This window comes from Mucilaginibacter aurantiaciroseus (assembly GCF_024055595.1).
Taxonomy (GTDB): domain Bacteria; phylum Bacteroidota; class Bacteroidia; order Sphingobacteriales; family Sphingobacteriaceae; genus Mucilaginibacter; species Mucilaginibacter aurantiaciroseus.
The window spans coordinates 336,463-361,697 of record NZ_JAMXOF010000002.1; the positions used below are offsets into that span (position 1 = coordinate 336,463).

Annotated in this window: 26 protein-coding genes; 8 read left to right on the top strand and 18 right to left on the bottom strand. The window is 43.5% G+C overall.

Features of this window, described 5'->3' with window-relative positions; translation table 11 throughout:
• Nucleotides 1-30: 30 nt before the first annotated feature.
• Both NAF17_RS09550 and NAF17_RS09555 read right to left on the bottom strand, forming a co-directional pair.
• A complete protein-coding gene (locus NAF17_RS09550) occupies nt 31-828 on the bottom strand; it encodes an alpha/beta fold hydrolase (RefSeq protein WP_252757780.1) in 798 nt (265 codons plus the stop codon).
• Nucleotides 829-832: 4 nt separating this feature from the next.
• Complete coding sequence (locus NAF17_RS09555; protein ID WP_252757781.1) at nt 833-2,140, bottom strand: gluconate:H+ symporter; 1,308 nt, start codon at nt 2,138-2,140, stop codon at nt 833-835.
• Between the two features lie 106 nt (nt 2,141-2,246).
• Here NAF17_RS09555 and NAF17_RS09560 point away from each other — a divergent pair, with 106 nt between their 5' ends.
• From NAF17_RS09560 to NAF17_RS09570, 3 genes are all read left to right on the top strand, one after another.
• Nucleotides 2,247-3,551: a multidrug effflux MFS transporter gene (locus NAF17_RS09560; RefSeq protein WP_252757782.1), complete on the top strand. Its 1,305-nt coding sequence runs from the start codon at nt 2,247-2,249 to the stop codon at nt 3,549-3,551.
• Nucleotides 3,552-3,788: 237 nt separating this feature from the next.
• Nucleotides 3,789-5,981 (top strand): ATP-binding protein, encoded by a 2,193-nt coding sequence (locus NAF17_RS09565; protein WP_252757783.1) that lies wholly within the window; start codon nt 3,789-3,791, stop codon nt 5,979-5,981.
• A 99-nt stretch (nt 5,982-6,080) separates the two neighbouring features.
• On the top strand, nt 6,081-7,619 hold the full coding sequence (locus tag NAF17_RS09570; RefSeq protein ID WP_252757784.1) for an alpha-N-arabinofuranosidase: 1,539 nt from the start codon (nt 6,081-6,083) through the stop codon (nt 7,617-7,619).
• On the opposite strand, the gene NAF17_RS09575 is transcribed toward NAF17_RS09570, so the two are convergent.
• Together NAF17_RS09575 and NAF17_RS09580 are read right to left on the bottom strand one after the other, a co-directional pair.
• Nucleotides 7,612-7,836 carry a hypothetical protein gene (locus NAF17_RS09575; protein WP_252757785.1) on the bottom strand — a complete coding sequence of 75 codons (225 nt, stop codon included), beginning with the start codon at nt 7,834-7,836 and terminating at the stop codon, nt 7,612-7,614. The genes NAF17_RS09570 and NAF17_RS09575 overlap by 8 nt on opposite strands.
• Nucleotides 7,837-7,957: 121 nt before the next feature.
• On the bottom strand, nt 7,958-8,458 hold the full coding sequence (locus tag NAF17_RS09580) for a hypothetical protein (RefSeq protein WP_252757786.1): 501 nt from the start codon (nt 8,456-8,458) through the stop codon (nt 7,958-7,960).
• Nucleotides 8,459-8,760: 302 nt separating this feature from the next.
• Between NAF17_RS09580 and NAF17_RS09585 the strand changes: the two genes are divergently transcribed.
• Together NAF17_RS09585 and NAF17_RS09590 are read left to right on the top strand one after the other, a co-directional pair.
• Nucleotides 8,761-9,039: a hypothetical protein gene (locus NAF17_RS09585; protein WP_252757787.1), complete on the top strand. Its 279-nt coding sequence runs from the start codon at nt 8,761-8,763 to the stop codon at nt 9,037-9,039.
• Nucleotides 9,040-9,043: 4 nt separating this feature from the next.
• Nucleotides 9,044-9,313 (top strand): hypothetical protein, encoded by a 270-nt coding sequence (locus NAF17_RS09590; protein WP_252757788.1) that lies wholly within the window; start codon nt 9,044-9,046, stop codon nt 9,311-9,313.
• Between the two features lie 34 nt (nt 9,314-9,347).
• Here NAF17_RS09590 and NAF17_RS09595 read toward each other — a convergent pair whose 3' ends face one another.
• The 4 genes from NAF17_RS09595 to NAF17_RS09610 form a co-directional block, all read right to left on the bottom strand.
• Nucleotides 9,348-9,809 carry a hypothetical protein gene (locus NAF17_RS09595; RefSeq protein WP_252757789.1) on the bottom strand — a complete coding sequence of 154 codons (462 nt, stop codon included), beginning with the start codon at nt 9,807-9,809 and terminating at the stop codon, nt 9,348-9,350.
• Nucleotides 9,810-9,923: 114 nt separating this feature from the next.
• The gene (locus NAF17_RS09600) at nt 9,924-10,913 is read right to left on the bottom strand and encodes an MlaD family protein (RefSeq protein ID WP_252757790.1); all 990 of its coding nucleotides are present in this window, start codon (nt 10,911-10,913) and stop codon (nt 9,924-9,926) included.
• Between the two features lie 18 nt (nt 10,914-10,931).
• Nucleotides 10,932-11,705: an ABC transporter ATP-binding protein gene (locus NAF17_RS09605; RefSeq protein ID WP_252757791.1), complete on the bottom strand. Its 774-nt coding sequence runs from the start codon at nt 11,703-11,705 to the stop codon at nt 10,932-10,934.
• Nucleotides 11,706-11,708: 3 nt separating this feature from the next.
• The gene (locus NAF17_RS09610) at nt 11,709-12,437 is read right to left on the bottom strand and encodes an MlaE family ABC transporter permease (protein WP_252758487.1); all 729 of its coding nucleotides are present in this window, start codon (nt 12,435-12,437) and stop codon (nt 11,709-11,711) included.
• Nucleotides 12,438-12,721: 284 nt separating this feature from the next.
• On the opposite strand from NAF17_RS09610, the gene NAF17_RS09615 reads away from it, so the two are divergent.
• Together NAF17_RS09615 and NAF17_RS09620 are read left to right on the top strand one after the other, a co-directional pair.
• Nucleotides 12,722-13,846 carry a glycoside hydrolase family 26 protein gene (locus NAF17_RS09615; protein ID WP_252757792.1) on the top strand — a complete coding sequence of 375 codons (1,125 nt, stop codon included), beginning with the start codon at nt 12,722-12,724 and terminating at the stop codon, nt 13,844-13,846.
• A 59-nt stretch (nt 13,847-13,905) separates the two neighbouring features.
• Complete coding sequence (locus tag NAF17_RS09620) at nt 13,906-14,175, top strand: hypothetical protein (RefSeq protein ID WP_252757793.1); 270 nt, start codon at nt 13,906-13,908, stop codon at nt 14,173-14,175.
• Here NAF17_RS09620 and NAF17_RS09625 read toward each other — a convergent pair whose 3' ends face one another.
• Complete coding sequence (locus NAF17_RS09625; protein ID WP_252757794.1) at nt 14,176-15,324, bottom strand: MFS transporter; 1,149 nt, start codon at nt 15,322-15,324, stop codon at nt 14,176-14,178. It abuts the gene before it with no gap.
• 518 nt (nt 15,325-15,842) lie between these two features.
• On the bottom strand, nt 15,843-16,550 hold the full coding sequence (locus NAF17_RS09630) for a DsbA family oxidoreductase (RefSeq protein WP_252757795.1): 708 nt from the start codon (nt 16,548-16,550) through the stop codon (nt 15,843-15,845).
• Between the two features lie 200 nt (nt 16,551-16,750).
• Between NAF17_RS09630 and NAF17_RS09635 the strand changes: the two genes are divergently transcribed.
• On the top strand, nt 16,751-17,953 hold the full coding sequence (locus NAF17_RS09635) for a DUF3179 domain-containing (seleno)protein (RefSeq protein ID WP_252757796.1): 1,203 nt from the start codon (nt 16,751-16,753) through the stop codon (nt 17,951-17,953).
• A gap of 150 nt (nt 17,954-18,103) precedes the next feature.
• On the opposite strand, the gene NAF17_RS09640 is transcribed toward NAF17_RS09635, so the two are convergent.
• From NAF17_RS09640 to NAF17_RS09675, 8 genes are all read right to left on the bottom strand, one after another.
• On the bottom strand, nt 18,104-18,313 hold the full coding sequence (locus tag NAF17_RS09640; protein ID WP_252757797.1) for a heavy metal-binding domain-containing protein: 210 nt from the start codon (nt 18,311-18,313) through the stop codon (nt 18,104-18,106).
• A 2-nt stretch (nt 18,314-18,315) separates the two neighbouring features.
• On the bottom strand, nt 18,316-19,746 hold the full coding sequence (locus tag NAF17_RS09645; RefSeq protein ID WP_252757798.1) for a PepSY domain-containing protein: 1,431 nt from the start codon (nt 19,744-19,746) through the stop codon (nt 18,316-18,318).
• A gap of 2 nt (nt 19,747-19,748) precedes the next feature.
• A complete protein-coding gene (locus NAF17_RS09650) occupies nt 19,749-22,094 on the bottom strand; it encodes a TonB-dependent receptor (RefSeq protein WP_252757799.1) in 2,346 nt (781 codons plus the stop codon).
• 119 nt (nt 22,095-22,213) lie between these two features.
• The gene (locus NAF17_RS09655; RefSeq protein WP_252757800.1) at nt 22,214-22,585 is read right to left on the bottom strand and encodes a hypothetical protein; all 372 of its coding nucleotides are present in this window, start codon (nt 22,583-22,585) and stop codon (nt 22,214-22,216) included.
• A gap of 109 nt (nt 22,586-22,694) precedes the next feature.
• The gene (locus tag NAF17_RS09660; protein ID WP_252757801.1) at nt 22,695-23,057 is read right to left on the bottom strand and encodes a hypothetical protein; all 363 of its coding nucleotides are present in this window, start codon (nt 23,055-23,057) and stop codon (nt 22,695-22,697) included.
• Nucleotides 23,058-23,264: 207 nt separating this feature from the next.
• The gene (locus NAF17_RS09665) at nt 23,265-23,711 is read right to left on the bottom strand and encodes a QcrA and Rieske domain-containing protein (protein ID WP_252757802.1); all 447 of its coding nucleotides are present in this window, start codon (nt 23,709-23,711) and stop codon (nt 23,265-23,267) included.
• Between the two features lie 11 nt (nt 23,712-23,722).
• Nucleotides 23,723-24,667, bottom strand: coding sequence for a DUF5777 family beta-barrel protein (locus NAF17_RS09670; protein WP_252757803.1), 945 nt, complete (start codon nt 24,665-24,667; stop codon nt 23,723-23,725).
• A 24-nt stretch (nt 24,668-24,691) separates the two neighbouring features.
• Nucleotides 24,692-25,234: a YceI family protein gene (locus NAF17_RS09675; RefSeq protein ID WP_252757804.1), complete on the bottom strand. Its 543-nt coding sequence runs from the start codon at nt 25,232-25,234 to the stop codon at nt 24,692-24,694.
• Nucleotide 25,235: the final 1 nt, after the last annotated feature.

The following is a 25,235-nucleotide window of genomic DNA, read 5'->3' on the forward strand; positions in this document are numbered from 1 at the left end:
AGAGCCGTAAAAATGCCAATGGTTTAAAATTTATTTTAAAAAATCAAGTATCGCTGCCGAAAACTGTATAGTATTGCCTGCACTGTTATGGTTACCAGGTACGGTAATGAACTTAGACCCAGGTATCATTTTCTGCAGAACGGTAACATCGCCATTAGTGGTATCTTCTGTCCCGTCTATCAATAGTACCGGTATTTTAACCGCCGCAAGCTCTTTAGGGCTGGTACTTGGCTGGTGTTTTTGCTGGTAGGCCAGGGCAAGGTTATCAAACTTGTTTTTATGAATCCAAACCATCATCTCATCCACATCATGCATGGTGGTATCGCCCATTAAAGCTTTATAAGCGTGGATTCGTCGAGGCCATTCGGGGTTGGTATAATCAGCACCCATGCCACCCATTACGGCCTTGTTAATGCGTTTATCAAGCACAATCAGGCGCGACGTAATGATAGACCCGCGCGAGTATCCCACAACGCTATATCTCTTAAGACCGAGGTTGGTTGCCAATGCCATTACATCTTTAGCTTCGGCATTGTTGCTGTATCCCGCGTTGGTGTGGGGCTTGCCGGAAAGGCCGTTACCGCGCTGGTCCAGTATAATCACCTGGTAACCCTCGTCAATCAATGCCGGGTAAAGCGAGCCATGCTTCCACCCCTGGCTGGTGCCGGTAAAGCCATGCAACAATATCACCGGGAAGCCTGTGCCTTTTACCTCGTAATAGATCTTCGTTCTGTCGAAAGACGTGAAAAATTTACCCTCCGGGTTTTGGGCGTGCAGGTTAACACTGCAAACAACGGTTAAAATAAGTGCTGATAAGATCCTCTTCATAACATTAAACAAACAGGTTTAAAATTAAAACACCACCCAGGCCTATGACAGATACTAAACTTTCCATCACCGACCATGATTTGAAGGTGTCCTTTATGCTGAGGTTAAAATACTCCTTAAATAACCAAAAGCCTGAATCGTTAACATGCGAGAATGCCAAACTACCCGCACCGATGGATAACACCATCAAATTAGGGTTTACATGCTCGCTAACTACCAATGATGATACTATGCCGGCGGCAGTTAGCCCCGCAACTGTAGCCGAACCTAAACTTACGCGGATAATAGCAGCTATTACCCAACCTAAAACAAGCGGCGGCATATTAAAGGATTTTAAGCTATTGGCAATTTCGTTGCTTACTCCGCTGGTGGTTAGCACCTCTTTAAAGGCCCCCGACCCGGCGATGATCAGCAGGATCAGCGATATATCTTTTACGGCATCCACATAATTAACGCCTAACACGCTCATACTGCGGCCTTGTTTTATACCAAGCGTATAAGTAGCCACAATAAGTGCTATCAGCATAACAATAGAAGGGTCGCCAAGGAAAGCCATCACTTTTAAGGCTTTTTCATTTGTTACACCCAAATATGGGAAGAACGCCGTAAGCATCAGTAACATCACCGGCAGCAGCGCGGTAAAAAAGCTGATAAAGCCGCTTGGTAGTTTATCGGCAGGCATCTCTTCGGCACGGAAGGTTGCCAAGGGTTCTGATGGGATCTTTTTTAGAAAACTTGCGAATACAGGCCCGGCAAGTATAATTGTTGGTATAGCGATGCAAAGGCCATAAACAAATGTAGTAGCCATATTTGCATGGAATAAAGCTACCAATGCTGATGGCGACGGGTGCGGCGGTAAGAAGCCGTGGGTAACCGATAGCGAGGCTATCATGGGCAGGCCTATCCAAACGGCGGGTAGCTTGTACTTATACACTAAAGAAAATATGAGCGGTACCATCAGCACAAAGCCTATCCCGTAAAACAGGGGGATGCCTATGATGAACCCTGCTGCCACCAATGCCCACTGAATGTATTTTTGCCCAACGGCATTAACCAGTACTTCTGCAATTTTTTGGGCGGCGCCACTTGCGGCAACCAGTTTGCCCAGCATGGCCCCAAGGCATATAATAATAAGCAGGCTTCCCAGTATTTCGCCAATGCCTTTTTGTACCGATGCGGTTACTTTATTGATAGGTATACCCAGCATTAAACCCGCGGTGATGGATACCAGCAGGAACGCCAAAAATGGGTTTAGCTTAGCCCAGCTAACCAGTAATATGAGCAGTACTATACAGAACAGTATAACCAGCATTATTTTATATTAAGGTTTATAAATGTATTGCTTGCCGGCGGGGCCGGTGCAACTAAAGTAGTAATTATATTAATTGTATGATGTTAAGCGTTCATCTTTCATAACAATGTCAGTTAAGGGTTTAGTAGTAAACTATTTACAATTGCCTTACTCCGTTCACTCAATTAAACTTCGTTTATTTGCAGGGATGACAAGCCAACGCTATTTTTTTCTGATCCTGATATTGGGCTCGCTTACCGCACTCGCGCCTTTTTCCATAGATATGTATTTGCCGGGTTTCCCGGATATTGCAAAATCCTTGCATACCAGTACCGAGAATGTGGCTTTGTCGCTTTCCAGCTTTTTTATCGGAATCTCTGCCGGGCAGTTGCTTTATGGGCCGCTGTTGGATAAATACGGGCGTAAACCACCTTTGTATTTTGGTTTGGCATTATACATTGTAGCGTCAATAGGTTGTCACTTTTCGGCAAGTATCGAGATGCTTATTGCCATGCGGTTTATCCAGGCCATTGGCGGTTGCGCTGCATCGGTAGCATCTATCACTATAGTGCGCGATATTTTCCCGGTGAAGGAAAACGCCAAGGTTTTTGCCCTGCTGATATTGGTTTTGGGTGCATCGCCTATGATAGCGCCTACAGTTGGCGGGTACGTGACAACCGCTTTTGGCTGGCAATTGATTTTTCTTATCCTGGCGGTTATCGCCGTGCTGATAAGCCTTGCGGTTATCTTTTTTTTGCCGGAGAGTTATAAGCCCGATCCAACATACTCCCTTAAGCCAAAGCCCATCATCAATGGCTTTATAACCGTTATTAAAACACCACAGTTTTATACTTATGCCATAAGTGGGGGTATAGCCTTTTCGGGGTTGTTCGCTTATATCTCCTCGTCGCCATTGGTATTTATGGAAGTATTTAACGTGAGCAGCAAAGTTTACGGATGGATTTTCGCTATCCTTTCGGTAGGTTTTATTGGTTCCAGTCAGGTAAATAGTTTACTAATTAAAAAATACAAAAGCGCGCAAATAGTTAATGCCGCGCTTATTGCAATGGTAATTATCTCGGCTTTATTCGTTGTTGGATCTGTGCAAAATATACTTGGGCTTGTGGGCACTATTGCCATGATATTTTTGGTTTTGTGCTGCGTAGGCATTACCAGCCCAAATACATCGGCATTAGCCTTAGCGCCATTTGAGAAAAACGCGGGTTCGGCATCAGCCCTTTTAGGCGCATTCCAAATGTGCATAGGCTCGGTTGTATCTGTAGGGATCAGTTTGTTAAAAAGTCAATCTTCTATACCCATGTCGGCTATTATGCTGGCGGCATCGTCACTGGCCCTATTTATCGTACTAATAGGCCGCCGAAATATCAAAGAGAGGGTTGAGTCTACCGGCGGATCCTTTGGCGCACACTAAACTTTTTTAACAGTAGCGTTATTTTAACAGTGCATATTTTAAAACATTGCCTACAATTATGAACAGCATCGTACAATATTAAAATGGGACGTTTTGTAACAAAAGCTGCATAATAAGATAAAAGATATTCCTGTATGGAATAATACTTTAATGTGGCATAAGCCTTGCAGTCAGCACAAAAACAAAAACTAACAGTTGTATTATTTACAACTTTTGGTTGTGTTGATACAAGATAATATGAAAAGCCCCCTAATGATTGCCGGTGTAAAAAAAATACCTGTCCTACGTTATGCCTTAATTGTACTGCTCATAGTAGTGTTATCTGGCAGTGCATTCTATTTATACCTGCATTATAAAAAGGCCGAAAAACTGCGCGGAAATTTCCAGCAGATGGTTAACGCGCGCGAAAACTCATCCCTTATAGATAGCTGTATTGTTGAACTTTATAGTGCCGATAACAGCAGCCGTATGTATGCCCTTACCGGGCGCAAATGGTATTCAAACGAGTTTTCGAGGCAGATCAAGAATGTACGCGGAATTATTACGGCCATTAATTCCAACGATAAAAAATCCGCTAATTTTTCTGGTGATGTCGAACTGGGAAACCTGGTTAGCGAGAAGAAATTAAAAACCGATAGTTATATTAAATTAATGGCTTTATCTGATAGCCTGATGCGGTCGGCTAAAAAGATAAATGCGGCTTTAAAGGATAAGGACAATAAGATAATACAACAACCTGTAGTAAGGCGTATAAAAACGCAGGTAAGCATAGATACTGTTAAAACGGTGGCTATTGCTAAAACGCCTGGACAAAAGAAGAAATTTTTTGGTCGCCTGTTCTCTGTTTTTGATAAAAAGAAAAAAGAAGAGGGTAATAAACTTGTGCTGTTAACAAGGCGTACGGATACCATTATTACCACCATGACCGCAAGCCCTAAAGTGGCACAGGCCTACAGTAAATATTATACTAAAATATACGATGCCAACAATAAGCTGCGTGCCAACGAGCGCGAGATGCTGGAGATAAACAACCGTTTAATTAGCCAGATCATTGGTAGTCTTAAAAAGTACAAAGTGGCTGAGCAGCAATACATCGTGGGAAGCCGGGAAGAGGTGAACAGCAGCCTTTCTAGTGTATTGTACGAGTTTAAAAGGTTATCGGGCATTATGTTCCTACTGCTTACTACCGTTGTAGTTATTATACTTTATAACATCTGGAAGATCTTCCGTAACGAGGAGGAATTGGTTGTTTATACCGAGATAGCCGAAAAATACGCGCAATCTAAAAGCCGCTTTTTAGCCAGCATGAGCCACGAGATCCGTACACCTTTGAACTCTATTATCGGTTTCTCGGAACAGCTAACACAAAGTAACTTAACTGCAACACAAACCGAGCAAAGCAACGCCATCCGCAGCTCGTCAAAAATGCTGCTGGAGGTTGTTAATGAGATCCTGGATTTTTCAAAGTACGAAACCGGTAAAATGAATTTCGAGACTTCGCCCTTTAGCCCGTTTGAGGCAATACAGGAAATTGCCACCAGTATGCAGGTGCAAGCAGGTAAAAAGAATATTTCCTTAAAGCACGAGATAAACTTTGCCAAAGACTTTTGCTTTAACGGCGATTATTTTAGGTTAAAGCAAGTAATTATGAACCTGGTAGGTAATGCCATTAAATTTACTACCATTGGCGAGGTTGCCATTACTGCGTTTTTAACCGAAGGCAAACCCGGCCAGCAGATCCTGAATGTACAAGTGCAAGATACCGGCTTAGGTATCGATAAAGAGCATTTACCGCTACTATTTGAAGAGTTCTCACAGGTGGCATCGGCACAAAAAACAGCTAATTATGGCGGTACGGGGCTTGGCCTCGCCATCTGTAAAAAAATAATTGAGTTACAAGGCGGCAGTATCAAAGTAACCAGTAAAGTAGGCAAAGGCTCGGTATTTAGCTTTAAGCTGCCAATGGATGTTGCCAAAAAAGGGGCATGTGTTAAGGAACAAGAAGTTGTAGCCGAGTTTAACCCCAAACAGTTTGTTGCAGGCCGACACGTATTGATAGCTGAGGATAACAAACTAAATGTATTACTGGTAAGTACCATTCTTAAAAAATGGAAGATAAGCTTTGATGTTGCCTATAACGGCCGCGAAGCGCTGCAGCTTTTTGAAGATAAACATTACGACATTGTACTTACAGACATTGAAATGCCGGAAATGGGGGGTATAGAACTTACCCAGGTTATCCGTACCAACGGTAATGCTAAAAAAGGCGAAGTGCCTATTTTAGCCCTTACCGCTAACGTACTTAAAGAGGACAGGGACAAGTATTTGTCTGTAGGGATGAGTGGTGTGGTATTAAAGCCATTTTCTGAACAAAACCTGATAGATAACATTGCCGCCGCTTTGCAAAAAAAACGTGAATTAGTAGGATAATAGATTTGCTACGACTGCAGCTTTTGGTAAATAACCGGTGTTATTGTTTTCTTTAATAATTACCGTTATGTTTATTACCGTAATTACACAGTTATCATCATGAAAAAAAGCCTACTTTTTATCCTCCTGTGCTGGCATGCAAACTCATTTGCACAAACCACGGCCGGCTTAACCATCAGCAGCAATACCGGGGAAACTGTAAGCAGGCATATCTACGGACAGTTTGCCGAACATTTAGGCAGGGGCATTTACGATGGTTTTTGGGTTGATAAAAACCTGCCGGTAAAAAAGCAGGGCAGAATACGCCTGGATGTAGTTAACGCTTTACGGAAAATAAAGGTCCCTAACCTGCGCTGGCCGGGTGGTTGCTTTGCCGATGAATATCATTGGCGCGATGGTATTGGCCCCAGTATGCAAAGGCCTAAAATGGTTAATACCAATTGGGGTGGTGTAACCGAAGACAATAGCTTTGGAACACATGAATTTTTAGCACTTTGTAAGTTGCTTGATACCGAGCCATACATTGCCGGTAATGTTGGCAGCGGCACGGTAGAAGAGATGGCTAAATGGGTAGAGTATCTAAACTCGGGCAGTAGCAGCACAGTTGCTAAAATGCGTGCCCAAAATGGCCATCCCGAACCTTTTAAAGTTAGCTTTTGGGGTGTAGGTAACGAAAGCTGGGGCTGTGGTGGCGAAATGACCCCTGAATTTTATGCCGGCCAGTTTAGGCGATATGCTACATATGCAAGGGATTACCCGGGTACACCGCTAAAAAAGATTGCCAGCGGCGCAAATTCCTTTGATTATAATTGGACGGAAGTATGTATGAAAAATATCCCTCTTAATATGATGTGGGGGTTATCGTTACATTACTATACCATACCTACCGGTAACTGGGGCAAAAAAGGGTCGGCAACCGGTTTTACCGAGCAGGAGTATTTTAATACCATGGTAAGCTGCCTTAAAATGGAAGAACTGGTTAATAAACATTCGGCCATAATGGATAAGTATGACCCGGATAAAAAAGTGGCGCTGGTAGTTGATGAGTGGGGGATTTGGACCGACCCCGAACCGGGCACCAACCCAGGATTTTTGTACCAGCAAAACAGCCTGCGAGACGCGTTAATAGCGGCAACTACTTTAAATATATTTAATAACCATTGCGATAGGGTAAAAATGGCCGAACTGGCCCAAACTGTTAACGTACTGCAGGCATTGATCCTTACCGATAAAGCTAAGATGCTGCTAACACCCACATACCATGTGTTTGATATGTACAAAGTGCACCAGGATGCTAAGTATTTAGCCGTAAACCTAAAATCGCCGGATTATGATTTTAACGGCAAAACCATCCCGGCCATAAACGTTTCCGCTTCGCAGGATGCCACAGGGAAAATCCACATATCTTTAGTTAACGTTGATATGAACAAAGCGGTTAGCATTAGCACACAGTTAAAAGATCTCAAATGGTCGGCAGTAACCGGTGAGATACTTACCTCTGCTAACATTACAGATGTAAACACTTTTCAGCAGCCTTCTAAATTGCACATCAACAATTTCACCGGTGCAAAAAAAGACGGGGATGACCTTAAGGTAACTATCCCGGCAAAATCAGTGGTGATGTTAGAACTTAAGTAGATTTTTTAGCGGCCTTATTTGTTTTTCGCTCCTTTTTTTTCACCTCGTCTTTTTCGCTAAACGGCATTTCTGTTTCCAGATTGTTATAACCGGGTGATGGTGATTTTTCGGTATCCTTTTTTGTTTTGCGCAGGATGATCTCGTCGATACTATCAGAGATATTGTTCCAGGTATTTGCAGGAGGGGTACCGGTCATGCTTTGAACAAGCAGTTCCATATCTGTTTCCAACTCCTGTAAAGCAATGTTTACCTCAGGTTATTTTGCCTTCATCTGCTGCAGTTCATGCACCTCTCGCTCGAAGGCAGAAACTGTTACATAAGCTTCTAATATGCCGCTATTAATGTACTGCTGTATCACTACGGTTTTTCCTGATAATTGTAAACGATTCTCTTAGTAATTGCCTGATGGTGTCTTCGTGCTTATTTAACTCGGTAGCCAATTTAGCAGTTGTTTTGCCATGGTAATGTACTCCACAAAAAACAAGTTGCTGCTCTTGGTTCATCATTTCAATAAACTTATTGCTTTGTATCGCTCTCTTAGTGGTTATTTCTACCTGGTCGGCACAATCTTCAACCGTGCTGATAAATGATGATAGCTTTTTGCGGGCCAACTGCTGCAAACGCAGAAAAGCATTTGCGCCGGGTGCCAGTATCTCTTCAATATCCTTATGCTGCAAGTCGTTAAAAACCTCTATAAGGTATTGCTCGGCAATGGTAATTTCTTTTACCACCTCCTTAATATAACCCAATAGCATTGCGCCATAGTTAGTGTATAAACTATGCTTGCTTTGCTTAATTGTGGGTAGTGAAGCTTCAGTATGTATTAACTGCTGTTTCAAGTTTAATCAGTTTGTTAGTAAGGGTAAGCAAAAAGTATTTATAATGTTCTAAATATATTTTAAAAAAAAAGTAATTAGTTAAAAAATTTCGTCTATGGAATCGTTTTCTGCTGAAACCATCTTGTTTCTCACAGGGAAATGTTAATTTAAGTTAAACATCCATACTGCTTTGCGAATTGTTGTGCCCTTTACATAGTTTTAAACTATGCAACGCTACCTTATCCTTTTCGCGTTTTTAATATCAATCGAGGTTAATGCCCAAACTACATTAAAGGCGCGCTTTTTCGAAAATAAAACCCGCATTGGCTTGGCCGGGATTAGATAACCTGAATAATAAGAAAACTACGCTCACCAATAATACCGGCAATTTTACCCTCCCCGCTAAAATAGGCGACTTGCTGGTGCTTAAAGCTTTTGCTTACCAGGTTGATACGCTGGTTTTAACCAAAATGAATGAGCAGGAAGTGTTTATGGAGCCTGTTACCAATGAGCTGAACCAGGGCAACATTATTACTACCGAAACCATAAACCTATTACGACCCAAGGCTTCACGCACAACAGCTGATTTACGCATACGATGACAAGTTGAACTATAAAGGCGGTGTTATGTGGCGATTATGGTGGTGGAAGAGAGATGAGAAAAAGAAAACCAAGCTTGAAGTGCTGCAACAAAAATATGCGATTATGGATAAGATACAGGCGGTATTTCAGCCGAAGATCATCGCACAATATATTCCCTTAACGGGCGCAGATCTAACCAACTTTATAAACCTATACACCCCTACTACCAAGATAGTAACGGAGGTAGATTTTAACCTGGCTAATTACCTCAATGCTTTCCTGAAGAAGTATTAGAAATTATCGCTTGAAAAAAGGCAACCACCAAAACTTACAAAGTAATGCCACTGCTAAACGCAAAGGCATCGCTGAAAGCACCTGTAAACTGCGGTAGTATATCAGGCAGTTTATCGGCATGTTTACGGATGTAGAAACCGGCAACACCTGTAAGTAATGCTGCAGCCCCGCCAATTAACATTCCCTTTAATATACTCTGCTTGTTTTTGCGAAAGATAGCCGCGCCCGCAAATGCGCCCGATGCTACGTGCAGAACTAGCTGGCTCATATCAATATGATCGGTTGTTTTTGCTGATCTCTTTCTTTCCTTCTCTGCGGCAGAGAGCAAAGAAGTTGCAATACTGGTGATTGGAGCATGCACAAACCTAACTATGCTTAGCGAGCTGGAGTGAAACCCATTGCTATAATAATTGGCTATTGACGGTGCCGCGCTTGCTTTTACACCTGCAACTGCACCTAGTCCTAAAGTTTGCCAAACGGGTTTCCTGCTCTGCATGATCATTCCTGTTGATGTGTACAAGCAACAGGGTAGTGGTGCGATGGTTTTGATTAAACAAAAAAAGCGACAGTCATTAACCCGTCGCTTTCAGTATCATAAAGCAGGAAATTCTTACATCGCCTTTTTAATACTATCCTGTTTGGCTTTCTCCTTTTTCTTAAAAAAACCTTTTAACAAAAAATTATGCTGAACCGCTTCCAGGTCATCATTTAGTTTGATAGAACTCTGTTGAAGGTAATTGATGGTGTTTTGTACTTTAACGGCCGCTTTGGGGTCGTTTAAAAGTACACCAAGGGCGTTGTCTGTCGTGTTAAGTTTGTTGCTGGCCTTGTTCAAGTTATCCGTTAAAGTGCTGGCATTATCCGCGGCTTCTTTTAAACGGATAACAGATCCACGAATTTTGTTGAAGGTAATTGTGTCAGTTAACAGGTTATCGGCAAAGCCCCCTTTGGTGTTCATCTTATTGCTAAAGTTATTTAGCTGAGATGACATATTCGCCGCGTTTTGGGTGGCAGCCTGTAAATTGCGCATGGTTTGTTTTAACTGGTTGCCCATGGTGCTATCGGCCAGTAAAGTGCCTACAGTGCCTTTTCCGGCCAGTATCTGTTTGCTTAATTGTTTAAAATCAGTAGTAATAGCCAGCAAGTTCTGGTTGTTTTGCTGCAGGGTTTTCAGCACATCATCGGTAGATAACAATTTTTCTGACTGTAGCACAGCACCATCCTGTATAGGAGGTGCCTGCGGCGAACCACCATCAATAACGATGATTTTGTTACCTATTAAACCATCGCTGCTAATACGTACACCTGCATTACGGTGAATGTACTGCTGCGTGCTCGATTCGATACTCATGATCACATCAACCTGCGACGGGCCTGTGAAATGGATGTTTTTGATAGTACCCACCTTTACGCCCGAGAACCAAACGTTATTCCCTTTTTTTAAACCCGCAACATCGCTAAATATCGAGCTGATGGTTATGCTTTTAACAAAACTTTTTTGCTGGCCGCCAAGGGTAAGCACGCCTATTACAAACACGGCCACGCCGAGCAGTACAAACACGCCTACTGTTATTGATCTTTTATTTTCTGCTGCATCCATTATATAGGGTACTAATATCTATTGTATAAAATTATAATCGTAAAAAGGGGTAACACGCGGGTCGGTAGTTTTAAATACCTCATCAAAAGGTCCCACACGTTGAAACTGTCCGTCAAGTAGCATCGCTACACGGTCACCGGTCATTTTGGCGCAGGTAAGGTCATGCGTGATGATGATCGACGATGTATTATAGCGCTGCTGAACCTCGTTTATCAGTTCGTTAATTTCTATACAGGTAATTGGGTCAAGGCCGGCGGTTGGCTCGTCATAAAGCATTATTTCGGGGTTAAGGATAAGCGTACGGGCAATACCTATACGCTTACGCTGCCCGCCCGATAGCTCTGACGGCATTTGATTAATAGTTTGCGAAAGGCCTACGGCCTCTAATACTTCGGCTACGTTTTTATCAATTTCGAACCGGGTGATGCCCTTGCGGTTACGCACCAGCGGGAACTCCAGGTTCTTACGAACCGTCATACTATCGTACAGGGCACTATTTTGGAAAGAGAAACCAATGTGGATACGAAGTTCTTCGAGATCGCGTTCGCTAATGTTGGTTACCTCTTTGCCCAAAACTTCTATCGTACCCGCATCAGGCGTTAACAATCCGGATATTAACTTAATTAATACCGATTTACCCGTCCCGGAACGACCTAAAACCACTAAATTTTCGCCCTGATAAAGGTCAAGGTCGATACCACGGAGCACGTCATAATCCGCGAAAGATTTTTCAACCCCTCGAAGCCTAATTACTTCGTTAGTCTTATCAATATTTGCCTTTTGCTTTTCCATAATTTAGCGGAACCATCCGGCCATCTGTACAATTAAAACTTCCTCAATAAACACCAAAAACATGGCGGTAACTACCGCGCCGTTTGCCGCTTTACCAACACCCTCGGTGCCTTTGGTAGAATTATAACCCTGGTAACATCCCACAATACCAATGGTAAAACCAAATACTAGGGCCTTGATAAGTGATGCCCAAAAATCAATAAAAGTTAAAGGCTCAAAAGCCTGCTCCATAAAGATGGCGTAACTGGTGCCCTCGTTTTGGCTAACGTTTAAGTAACCACCTAAAAGCGCTATAAACGCGGTGTAAGTTGCCAGCAATGGTATGGTGATAGTGGTAGCGATAACCCGCGTACAAACTAAAAATTTAAAAGGTTTTGTGCCCGATACTTCCATGGCATCTATCTGCTCGGTAACCCGCATCGAGCCAAGCTCGGCGCCAATGCTTGAGCCAACCTTACCTGCAGCTATAAGCGCGGTAACCAGTGGTGCAAGGGCTTTCATGATAGCGATGGATACCAGCGACGGTAACCACGACTCGGCACCAAAGTTGGTTAACGACGGGCGGCTTTGTTTGGTAAAAATAACCCCCACAATAAAACCGGTAAGTGTAATCAGCGTGAAGGATTTTACACCGGTTTCATAACATTGCTTTACAATCTCTTTAAACTCGTAAGGTGGTAAAAAAACCTCTTTAAAAAAGCGTAGGATAAATGCATATATCCTGTGCAGCATTAAAAAAAATTCTGCAAGTTTACCCCGCGTTTTTGTAAAACGTTTTGGTGCAGGTTTTAAAGATGTATCTACGCTATCCATTAATGTGGTAAAGGTATAACTTATGTAAGATATAGATACTTGAAAGCCCCAATTTCTTTTAAAAGATATTTAGCTAAATGTAATAATTATCTAAAATACACAATAATAACCGGCTGCAAAACCACCGCTATAATTAATACAAACAAAATTCGAAAAGGTGCAGGTTTAATAATTTGTGCTACTTTAAGGCATCTGATATCAGCATGAAAAGCATTTACCGTTACGCCATTATCATCATCTTATTAACCCGTGGTACATCAGTTATGGCACAATTACATAACCCTTGCGATAAGCAGGCCATATACGAAACCAAACAGCTGTATTATAGTATGCAGCGATTGGTAGGAGCGGGCACCATCTTCGGCCACCATGATGATACCGCCTATGGCATAGGCTGGTGTTACGAGGAGGGGCGGTCTGATGTTAAAGATGTTACCGGATCATACCCCGCTATGTACGGCTGGGACCTCGCTAAAATAGAGCACGATAACACGCGAGATATTAACGGGATGCTTTTTAAAGAGCAAAAAAAGATGGCGCGCGAGGCATACGATCGCGGCGGCATCAATACTTTTTGCTGGCATATGGATAACCCAACCAATGGCAAAACCGCCTGGGATACCACTAACCGTACCATTAAAGATATTTTACCTGGTGGCGCATACCACGATGTATATGTGAGGTGGCTGGAGAAAGGGGCAAATTATTTAGCCGATTTAAAAGGCAGGAACGGTGAGCAAATCCCTATCCTGTTTCGCCCGTTTCATGAACTTACGGGAAGTTGGTTTTGGTGGTGCGCCAATACCAGCACTCCCGGGGAATTTAAGGAGTTATGGTGTTTCACCATCGATTATATGCGTAACACCAAAAAGTTGCATAACCTGCTTATTGTATATTCGGCGGCGGATTTTGACAGCGAAGCCGATTTTATGCTGCGATACCCGGGTGATACTTATACAGACTTTGTTGGCTTTGATAATTACTGTAATAAAAACGTAACCGAGTACCAGCAAAAACTGGACGAGCGCATGGGCATTGTAGACGCCGTTGCTGCCAAAACACATAAGCTTGCCTGCCTGCCCGAAACAGGGTATGAGCAAATCCCACAGGCCGACTGGTGGACAAAAGTGCTTTTGCCAACCCTTGCCAAACACAAAACATCCTACGTAATGGCATGGCGTAACGGCCGGCCCGATCACTATTTTGTGCCATACCCCGGCCAGGTGAGCGAGCAGGACTTTAAGAAATTTTATGCCGATCCACGCATGATATTTGAGAACAGGCTGGCGCGTTTAGGGGTTTATGGGCGATATATATCTGCACCGTAGCGTTCAATCGGTAAAAACTTAATTCAACACGGCCTGTTCTTTAAGCAAATAATAATATTATGAATGCTTATCAGCAAAAGTGGTTGGATGTATTGCAGGGCGCAGGCCTTAAAGACTGGAAAATAGAAGCCCGTGGCGAAGACATCGCTATAGACATGCCCCACATTACCGACTTAAAATTGATTCGTGACAATCTGCCGTCAACCTTAGGTGCTATATCGCTGGATATTAATTTGCCGCACGAACGGATCAAGTTCATCTTCCATAACGGATACGAGAATTTTGAATATGTTCTTAATCCGAATGAAGCAGATCTGACAGAAGAGTAATTAAATTTTTGCCTTGGTAGCAAATATGGTTACGCAAATACCCATGGCTGCTATGAGCGTAAAGGATGCCCTTAAAGTAGCTATCCCGGCCACAAAACCTATCAACGGCGGGCCAACTAAAAAACCTGCAAACCCAATGGTTGATACGGCCGCCAGTGCCACCCCCGGCGACATGGTTTTAGATTTGCCTGCCGCGCTGTAAACCAACGGCACAACAGATGATACACCGAACCCTACCAATAAAAACCCGAATATTGCCGAGTACATGTAAGGGAATGCCACGGCGGTAAGTAAGCCGGTGGCGGTAAGCATACCGCTTATTTGTAAAGTGCGTTTAAGGCCAAAACGGTGTGCGAATTTATCGGCTACAAAGCGGCCGGTAGCCATGGTAAACATGAAGGCTGTATACCCGGCACCCATTGACGCATTTTGGGCAAGCACTACTTTTTTAAAGAAAATAACGCTCCAGTCGAACATCGCGCCCTCGCATATCATCGAACAAAAAGCGATGACACCTAATTTTATCAGTGAGTTATCGGGCATTACAAACACCGGCCCGGCGCTTGTTGGCTTGTCGTTTTTAAGGTAGCGCGACGTGAAAATCACCACTACGATCACCAGCACCATTATCATGCTAAAATGCTTGAATGGGATAACCTGTTTGCCTATCATAAAGGTGCCTATGACAGCCCCTGTAAAGCCCGCCAAACTCCATAAACCATGGAACGATGCAAGTATTGGGCGCTGGTATAACTCCTCGGCAGCTACAGCCTGGGTATTTACAGCTATGTTTACCGCGTTGCTGGAGAAACCGAATAACAGCAAGCATCCGATCAGCTGAACGGTATTTTGCGCAATGCCCAAAGAAACTAACGAAAGGCTGTAAACCACCAACGCGCTAATAAGCAATTTACGGCTGCCTATACGGGTAATTACCCAGCCGGAGAATGGGAGCGAGCACATTAAACCAACGGGAAGTGCAAATAAAACACCGCCAAGCCCTGCATCGCTCAAATTAAGATCCTGTTGAATAGTAGCTATACGGGATGCCCAGCTTGCAAAGCAAATGCCGGTCATAAAAAACATGGCTCCCACCGCAACGCGCAATGTAGTTCTGGAGAAATTGTAAGATGGGGCTACTGCTTCCAAAAGTAAAATTCAAATTTTGTGTATTTATTACACTAAGGTGCAAAGTTACTATCTATATTTTAATTATTGAAAATAATAGGGATAAACAGCTGTCAACAAATAATAGGGTTACATTTTAAGGCTGAACGATCCTGAAATATCTTTCTCGGGTTGGTCGGTTAAGAAACCTGCTACTTTGCGGGTAAAGGTGCCTTTTATAGTGCCCTTTAGGCCGTTTTTATCCTTTACGTTAATGTCTGTAAAAGTAACTTTGCCCGAGCCGAAGAAGTACCAACTGTAATTATATCGGCATCAAACGTACCGGTGGAATTGGTTTCTGCCATTAACAAAAATGCAGTTGCAGGATCTAAGCCGCCGCCTACTTGTATGCTACCATTTGGCGGCACTAATGTTGGAGAAATCACCTGAAAAAAACCAGTGGTGAATTTTACTGTTTTGCCATCTAAAGTATACGAAATGGTACTGTTGGCTGGCGCATTTCCTGTACCGGCAAGATTTGCTGCAATAAATTTATTTGCTTAGCAATCGCCATCAGGGCCGCAGGTTGGGCCTTCAATAACGTCTAGTTTTGGTTTGCTTTGATCATCGTTCCATTCTGCAAACGCTTTTTCTAATGTTTGGGTAAATACCGGAACCGCCTGCGCGCCTGATACGCCGTATTTATTATTCATCACAAAAAACGGTACACCCTGTATGCCTAAATACTGCGCTTCGGCTATGTCATGCTTAACATCATCTATAAAAGCATCGGTAACAAGGGTTTGTTTTATCTCATCGGGGTTAAGGCCGATAGCAGAGCCCAATTCTGCAAGGGTGTCTGTATCGTCCACATTTTTGCCTTCGGTAAAGTAGGCTTTAAATAAGGCTTCTTCGGCAGCATCGCCAAGGTTATACTTTTTAGCAAGATGGGTAAAGCGATGAGCTTTTAAGCTGTTGGCAACAACGGCATTGTCCATATGATAATTGAGGCCAACTTCGGCAGCCATCTCGGTTACGTGGTTGTTCATTTGTTGTGCATACTCCAATGTCCAGCCTTTAGCATCGGCAAGGTATTGATTAATGTTTACCGATGGGTTGGTTACCATATCCGGGTTAAGCTGAAAGCTTTTCCATTCTATCTCCACTTCCCCTTTATGCGCGAATTGTTGCAGGGCATCTTCAAAACGGCGTTTACCTATGTAACAGAATGGGCACATTACATCACTCCAGATCTCGATCTTCATCATTATTAAATTTTCATAAAATTACAGGTATTGTAGTTTAATCGCGTAAGCCTAAAGTCAAAAACAAATATGCTAATCAAAAGTGTAGTGCGGCTTAAATAAAATTCGACTTAAAATGCCATATGGGAAATTTAAATATCTTTTATAATTTAGGCTTAGTAACCTAATTAACCAATACTGTAACAAGCCTTTACGGATAAAGCATGAACAAGACAACTAAACCTTCCCTATTTTGGGCTGGTATTATACTACTCTTAATTCCGGGGCTGATAAATGCTTACCTGCTGATGCCTTTCCCTGGCAGCCAGGATATTAACGCCATTACTTTTTGCTACTACCTGGAAAAGATGATCCAGCCGTTGCGGATACTGGGCGCTGTATTGATATTGACATACCTGGGGCTTTACCTTATAAAAGACACCACCAAACAAAAGGCTATAAAAGTTGCCGTGATGTCTCTGTGCCTTATCAGTTTTTATTTTACCGATAACATGTATAAGGCCGAAATTATGTTTAAGGAAACGCGTAAAGTGGCGTTTGCCAATGCCATAAAAAGCCGGGTACCGCATAGTTATCTGGTAATAGGTGTAGTGTATAAAGGCGTTGCCAAAGCATATCCGATAATATATTTAGGTTACCATCATAAGGTACAGGATAATATTGCCGGCAAGCCGATGCTAATTACCTATTGCACCATGTGCCGCACAGGCCGCGTTTACGACCCTGTTATCAATGGGAAGCTGCAAACCTTCAGGTTGGTGGGGGCGAGGCATTACAATGCTATTATTGAGGATGAGGCTACTAAAACGTGGTGGTACCAATCTACCGGAAAGGCTGCTGTTGGTGCGTTAAAGGGCGCGCAATTGAGCGAAGTGCCTTACGAGCAATTAACCCTTGGCGCATGGCTTAACAAATATCCCGGCTCGCAAATTTTACAGCCGGATGCCATCTATACCAATGACTATGCCGACCTAAAAGATTACGACCGCAAACAAACGGTTGATAAGGATACCACGTTGAAAAACAAAAATTCGCTGATACGTAAAAGCTGGATGATAGGTGTAATTGTGCAAGGCCAGCCAAAAGCGTACGACTGGCGTGCCATGGTGCGCAAACGAACTTTTAATGATAAGATTAAAACTACCAGCCTGCTGATAGCTATGGAAAAGGACAGCATGAACTTTCATGCCTGGAATAGTACCGTAAACGGCAAGCCCCTGCATTTCGAGGTGAATGCTGATAAACAGCTGACCGACGATGAAACTTCATCCATTTGGGATTGGAAAGGCGTTTGTATCTCCGGCTCATATAAAGGTAGCCGGTTAGGTGTCATACAAGCTTACCAGGAGTACTGGCGCTCGTGGAAACAATTCCACCCCAACACCCTTTTCTGGAAAGAGGAGTAACTGTTTTAGGTTTCTGAACTAGTGACTCTCAGGATAAAAAACAGATAAAAAAATGAGATTGCTGCGCGATAGCGCGGCAATCTCATAGGACAATCGGATATGCTGAGATTACCACGTCGCTACGCTCCTTAAAGCAATGACATAAATTATTTATTTCCCTGTTGTATCCCGCTCCACCAAATCCATTCCGCATTTACTGCAGGTGCCCGGCTTGTTTAATGTTATCTCGGGGTGCATGGTGCAATAGTATTTCCCTTTTGGTTTGGCAGATTCGGTTGCCTTGGCATCTTTTGTTGCCGGTGAATTACAGGCTGCAAAGCTCAATGCGGCTACAGCTAAAATGATGATGTATCTTCTCATAATTATTTGTTTTTAAGGAACGCGGCAAAGCCGAATGCTGATATGACGAATACACCCAGCGCGGCAAGCATGCTTACTATGTCGCGGATGTTTTTGCCGGCCCAGCTCATGCCGAAATACTTGTGTAAAAATATAAAAGAAAACCCTTCGGCGCGGTCAATACCCGCTACTTTGGTAGCCAATTGCGATGTGGTGGTTTCGATATACCAGTTCTCGCCGTTAGGGTAGGCCACTTTTTGTACCGGCAGGCGTTTGTTGATAAAGCCATATTCGTTATCAAACTGACGGGTCTGCGTTATTGTGCTTTTGCCTTTTACTTTTATCTGTGGCTCGCCTGCGCGGTAAAAACTGCTCAGGTAATTGGCGTAGATCGCATCACCATCTGCCAGTTGTTTGCCGCTTGAGGTATTAAAATAGCTGACATTCTTTTTAAGATCGGCCACCTGATAATAGGTGCTATCTGCATATTTAATTAGGCCAATTGTTTTGATGCTATCTACGGGCAATTGCAGGTTAGTGATAGACAACTCTTTTGTTTCGATCATTTGGCTATACGATTTACTCTGCGGTTTGATAATATGCAACTTCATAATTAAGTGGAATGCCGCGCTGATGATAAACGTGAACATCACGAACGAAACAATAAGCCCAAGCTGCCTGTGAAAGCGGTGTACAAAGCGGGTATCCGGGCGTTTATCGGCTTTGCGGTTTTGTTTGATGGTCTTGAATTTCTTCCAAAAGAAACCATAGACGGTTAACCCGGTCAATAGCGATAAAAACATAATGCTCACGATTAACAGTAACACCACAATGCGGAATTGCTCGCCGCCAATTGCTTCTAAAAACTGCCAGGTGTGCAGCTGCTCAAAAACGCTAAGCATCGCCTTGCGGGTATTGTTGTTGAACGTACCCATGCGGCTTTGAGCGGATTCCACGTAAACGTCCATACCGTCTGCCCGGTCAAAGGATATTTTCCAAACGGGCAGCAGGTGGTTTATGGGATGATAATGCGCGTCAAAGGTTTTTTGCAGGGTGATGCTTTTTACTTTTGATGTGCTATCCTGCGTAAAATAGCGCGCAAGATAGGTAGCGTATTGCTTATCGCCGTCATTCACTAAAATACCGTTGGTAGCTGAGTAGTAGTTAGTGATGCTATCCTTCCCCAATACCTGGTAGTAAGCCTGCTTATTAAAACTGATAAACCCAAAATTGATGAATTGGCTTATCGCGTTCTTATCCAGCACCTGCTTAATGGTCAGCGTTGGCTTAATAATCTGCTCCGGCTTGTAAACTTCTCTTGCAATAGTCGGCCTGAACCAGTTGGACATGAACGGGTGCAAAAGGCCACTCAGCGTCCACATCATAACAGGGATAAGGGCTGTTAAGCCCAATATCCGATGCCATTTATAAAAGTTTTGTTTTGCTTTTGCCATGGTTAGTGTTTTGCAAATGAATAGCTAATACCTAATGTATAAACCCTTGGTGGCGCAGCTGTATACATATCGCCGAACTGGTAGCCGGTTACCGTTGTGGCGTAAAGCTTATTGGTAACATTTAATACATTTAACCAGATGCCCGCGCCTTTAAGCACGCCGCTTTTTACATCAAACCCGGTACGAAGGTTAAAGATATCATATCCCGAATAGGTTTTGGTGTTTGCCGGATTTGTAAAGTATGACGAAATGTGCTGCCACTCGCCCGCTATCCTGAAACCGTTGATGTAAGCAGGCTTGTAAGTAAGTTCGGAGTTGGCTATCCAGCTTGGTGCGTTATTCATGCGGTTGCCACTGTAATCGGTAACTGTGCTTGTACCCGTGATAAAGTTGGTTGAAACTTCATTAAAATCTACATAAGTATGCCTGGCATTCGTTCCGCTAAACCTGAAACCCAACTCGCTAACCGGCGCGTAGGCTACCGAATACTCTATACCACGATGGCGTGTTGCACCAGCGTTTTGGTTTTGAGTAGTATTATCCGGCATTAATTGGTTAATGATCTCGTTACGGCCTTCCAGATTATACACGGTTACCTCTACATACATTTTCTTGTTTAATAATGCTAACCAGCCACCTGCTTCGTAGTTATTAAAGGTAGCTTGTTTTAGCGGGGTGAGCTGGCGGGCGTTATATAAGTGGCCGGTTTCCGGCGGCTGGAAACCTACGCTGTAGTTGGCGTATAAACCTTTATTGTTGCCAAAATTATAGGTCATGCCAAGTTTTGGCGCTACGATGTTAAAGACGTTGGTTTCCTGTTGTTTGTATTTGGTGCTGCCCGCAGCGATGCCATTGGTAAAGTTGTATTGGATGCGGTCGTAACGTAAACCCATTACAATGCGCAAAGGCTCTGCAGGTTTAATCTCGTACTGGGCGTATGCCGCGGTGTTAAACAATTTAATGTGGTAGTTATCGATGTAATTTCCGGTAGGGGTGTAACCGGTATAAAAATTGTTAGCCACGTCTTTCTGAATATTTAAAAACTTGGCGTAATAGCTGCTCGGGCTGTTATCGGCATAAACTCCCAAAATCAATTTCGAGTGTAAAAAATCAAAAGCCTGGCGGTGCTGCGCCAACAAACCAAGGCTATGGAAACTTTGGTCGTTCTCCTGCCCGTTGGAGCTTTCGTAGTTACCCGCATTGTCCCGCACATCACGTATAAAGTAACTTGGGAGTTGCGCATTAGAGTTATTGCGGTAAAATAAGGTCAGGAAAGTGCTGCTTTGGTTATTCCAGCTGTGCTCTAACTTGGTATTGGCCCTAAAGGCTTTTGCTTTACGATAGGTAAAACGCTGGTTAGCGCCAAATGTCCTGCTGTAAAATTTCGCGCTGTCTAAACCGCCCGGTGTTTGTGTGTTCAGATAATTATAGGCTACAGAAGTGGTCAATCGCGTAGCGGCATCAAAATCGTAAGTGATTTTAAAGTTGCCCGAGTATTTGTCAAAGTCGCTGTAATCCTGCCAGCCGTTGCGCAGTTTGGCTACGTAACCGCCAACGTACAGGCCAAACTTTCCTGCGCTAAAACCACCATCGGCATCAACCCTGCGGTAGTGGTAATTATCGCCTTGCACAGATACATTGCCGGCGTAACCCGCCGGTGGGCCCTGTGTAATAAAATTGATAGCACCGCCAATAGCGTTACTTCCGTAAAGGGATGATGCAGGGCCTTTGATCACTTCAATGTCACGAACGCCACTCATGTTGATCTCGTAAAGGGAGTTGTGGTTAAAGATCCCGGTAGGGCGAATAGGCAAACCATCTTCCATGTATAAATACAAAGCGTTGAATGTAATAGGCTGGCGGATGGCCATGGTATGCTGCTCGCTCCCAAGATCTACCATATAAACACCGGTTACTTTGTTAAGCAGCTGGTAAAGCGCGGTGGCTTTGGTATCATGAATTTGGGTAGAGTTTATTTTGCTGATGGCGATAGGTACATCCTGCCTGGCCTGGCGCTCGCGGCTGGCAGATACAACTACTTGCTGCAGATCAATCGTAGAAGGCTCTAAGGCGATCTCGACAGTTGCAGCGCCGGTTAAAGTGTAAAGCTTATCATTAAAACCAATCATTTTAAAGCGAAGGCTTTTGATGCCGTCGGTTGTTAGGGTAAACTTGCCTTTGGCGTTTGTGGTAGTAAGCAGGTTGCCGTTATCGGCATCGCTTACCATTACGCCTTGCACCGCTTCGTTTGTGCGGGCATCGGTAACGGTAACTGTTAAGTTGTTTTGGCCAAAGCATAAGGCAGGCGCAAAACACAACAGGATATATAGTAGTTTAGATATTTTCATAAAAACGTGTATAGTGTCCCAAATGCAACGGGACATAAATAATTTACAGGGCATGCAAAGGCATAGCAGATAAGGGCCGCGAAGCCGGTATCAAAACTGTATAAATAAGAATGGTGTTTTTATGCGAGCTGTGGGGGCTGGAAGATGTTCGCCGATTGCTGCGGCAGTTGGAACCTGTAGTTGGGTACTTTGGTTACCGATAATAAAACCGGGTAAAATTTAACCTGAGCAGGCTGATTGTAAGTGGCCTCCTGGAACAGGTTTTTTTGTGCCTGCCTGTCTTCGGTGTTCTGCTTCTCTTCGGCTTGCTTTACTTTTTTCATTAAGTAACACATGCCGTTGCAATGCAGCTGCGGTTTATTACGGTTCTCACAAAGTTTCGTCGCAATGTAGTTCCTGTTCAGCTCAAAACCCGCGTAGATAAAAAAACGTGAAAAGTTGGCCGATACCAGGGATACAATTAATAAATATGCGGTTAAACGGTGTAACATGCGGGGCTAAGGTAAGCGTTGTTAATTATTTACCAAGCCTTTTATTTACATTAGGCTAAAAAACCCCGCCGGGTTGGGCGGGGTTTTTTATTATTTTAAGAGATTGGTGTTATTTTATGCGTTTTAGCACAAAGTGCAATTGGTCCGCATTGATAGTAAGGTTCATGCCAACAGAATCTGCGTACACTTTACCTTTATGTGGTACATCAAGGCCGTTAACGTTAACGTTAAAGCTAAACTCGTCGCCTTTAATTTTACCATCTTCGATATTTACATCACCCTGTGGCGACTGTGCTGTACCGGTCAGTTTTTCGCCGGCAACTTTAAAATCGTATGTAACCGGGAAGGTGTTACCATCGCTCATGGTTAAATTACCTGTCCATTTACCAGTAAGGTCGGCAAAAACCGCTGTTGCCATGCAGATCATAAAGCAGCATGATAAAAGGGCTGTAGTGAAGATCTTTCTTTTCATTTTGGTTGTGAATTTTATAGTCCTAAATATACCGCTTTTATATAAAAGTAATGCTTGCCGAATATTAATTCTAAATAATCAAAAGTTTAAAATAAAAATAGCGGGGCGATGTACCACATCGCCCCTCCACCTGACTTACCACGGCAAACAAGATGCAATAAAAATAGCCATGCAGTATCCCCCTACACCACCCAGCTATTATAAAAATCAGGCTGTTACGGTTAAAGTGTTATCAACCACGTTAACGGTATACTTTTTAAGCGCAGTTGCAGCAGGCCCCTGTAATACGGCGCCTGTAGTACTAAACTCGCTGCCATGGTTAGGGCAAATAAACAGGCCTAGGGCGTTGTTATAGTTAATGCTTGAGCCCTCGTGCGTACAGGAAACCTGTACTGCTGTAAAAGCGCTTGCCGCTGCCCCGGCTGCTAAGCGGACCAGTATAACGCCGTTAGATACTTTGGAACTGCCTACGCTCTGAAGCTCGCTGTTGAGGTTAACGGATAATAAGTTGCCATTACCACCTGTTGGCGGGTTATTACCGCCATTTCCCGGCGTGGGGTCACTTACTTTAGAACCGCAGCCTACTATACTACACCCGGTACAAGCCGCAGCTACACCTATACCTAATTTTGCTAAAAATTCGTGCCTTTCCATAGTTTTGAAAGTTAGTTTGATTTATGTTTTTTGTTGAAATCGAAAATGCGGGAAATGGTAAACCCTAAGCGAAACTGGCCTTTGCTCCAGCTGGATTGGGTATTGGTTACATAATTAAATTCGGAGATAGCCTCTGCATTGGTAAAGTTAATGGTGAACACGTGGCCACCGGTCTCAATCTCAATACCCACACCTAATCCATCATAAAATTTGGGGTTCACGCTGTTATCCCTGAAGTTGGAGAAGGGGTGCACGTAATCTAAAACGATCCCCATGCGCTTGCTAAATTTTAAACGGCCCGCTGCAGATAGGGCAAAAACATTGTGCGTGTTACCTGCCAAAAACGGATAGGGCAAATTGGTACGCACAAATATTGGCGATACCTGTAAGGATAATACTGATGAAAACTTGCGGGCTATAACGGCCTGTGCCAGGTAATTGAACCGGTTGCTGTAAAAATCATAAACATTGGTATTTACATGGTAAGGTTTAAGCGCGGTTTTACCAATCAGCGTAACGGCAACGGGTACGCTGTTATCTGTTTTTTGATGCAGGATGTTGTACTTTAAACCAAATTCTATCAATTGTTCGGATTTGCTGCGGCCAAAATCGATGTTCAGGTTATCGGTAAGGCCATATTCAAAGCCAATATAGATATCTGAAGAATTATCAAGCCCCCAAAGGGTTTTGCCACCGCCTGCCGCGCCGCCAATGTCACCAAAGCGATGGATCACCAAAAAGTTAAGTTCTTTCTTTTTAACCGTTTCGGTAGTTTGCGACAGGATGAGGCGCGTGGCCTTAAAGGTTGCTATAACCGGCTCGCCTTTTTGTGGCGCGCTCAGGGTTTTCATGAGCGAATCGGTGCTGTTGATAGTCGTTGTTGAATCGGTTTTGGTTTGTGCTTTTATAAAGCCTGCTGTACTTAACAGCGCGATAATTAAGAGGGACCTTTTCATGATAATGGTTGTGTTGAGGGTTTGCTATTTGTAAGGCGCGTATGCCGCTGTTACTTTTATTTTGATGGTTTCGGCAATGTTTTGGAACACCAGTTTTGGGATATCTATCTTATGGTCTTTACAAGCCACCATAAACTCCGAGCTAAGGCTTACGACACCGTTGGTTATAGTTATGACTCCCGGGATGGTGCAGCTTTTTTTTACACCATGCGCTTCGAAAATACCGGCGGCGGTTATGGGGTAGCTTCCATCCTTGCTTAGGTCCGGTTTGCTTGTAAGCCTGCCTTTAAAACTTGCTTGCGGATACTTATCGCTTTCCATATAGTTTTCGTTGAAATGTTCCTGCATCAGGGCATTATCAAACTTAAATGAGCCGATGGGTACGCTAAAGGCTACATCGCCGGTGGCGGTGTTTAGTACCGATGTTCCCCTGTCGCTGCGGGCATCGATATCCTCTATAGGTGCCTTTGAATAAAGCGTTACAACCGCGTTTTTACAGATATAGATATCCTGCCCCGACCGGTTTGTTGCGAACCAAACGAGTAATATTACTCCGATATATTTCATG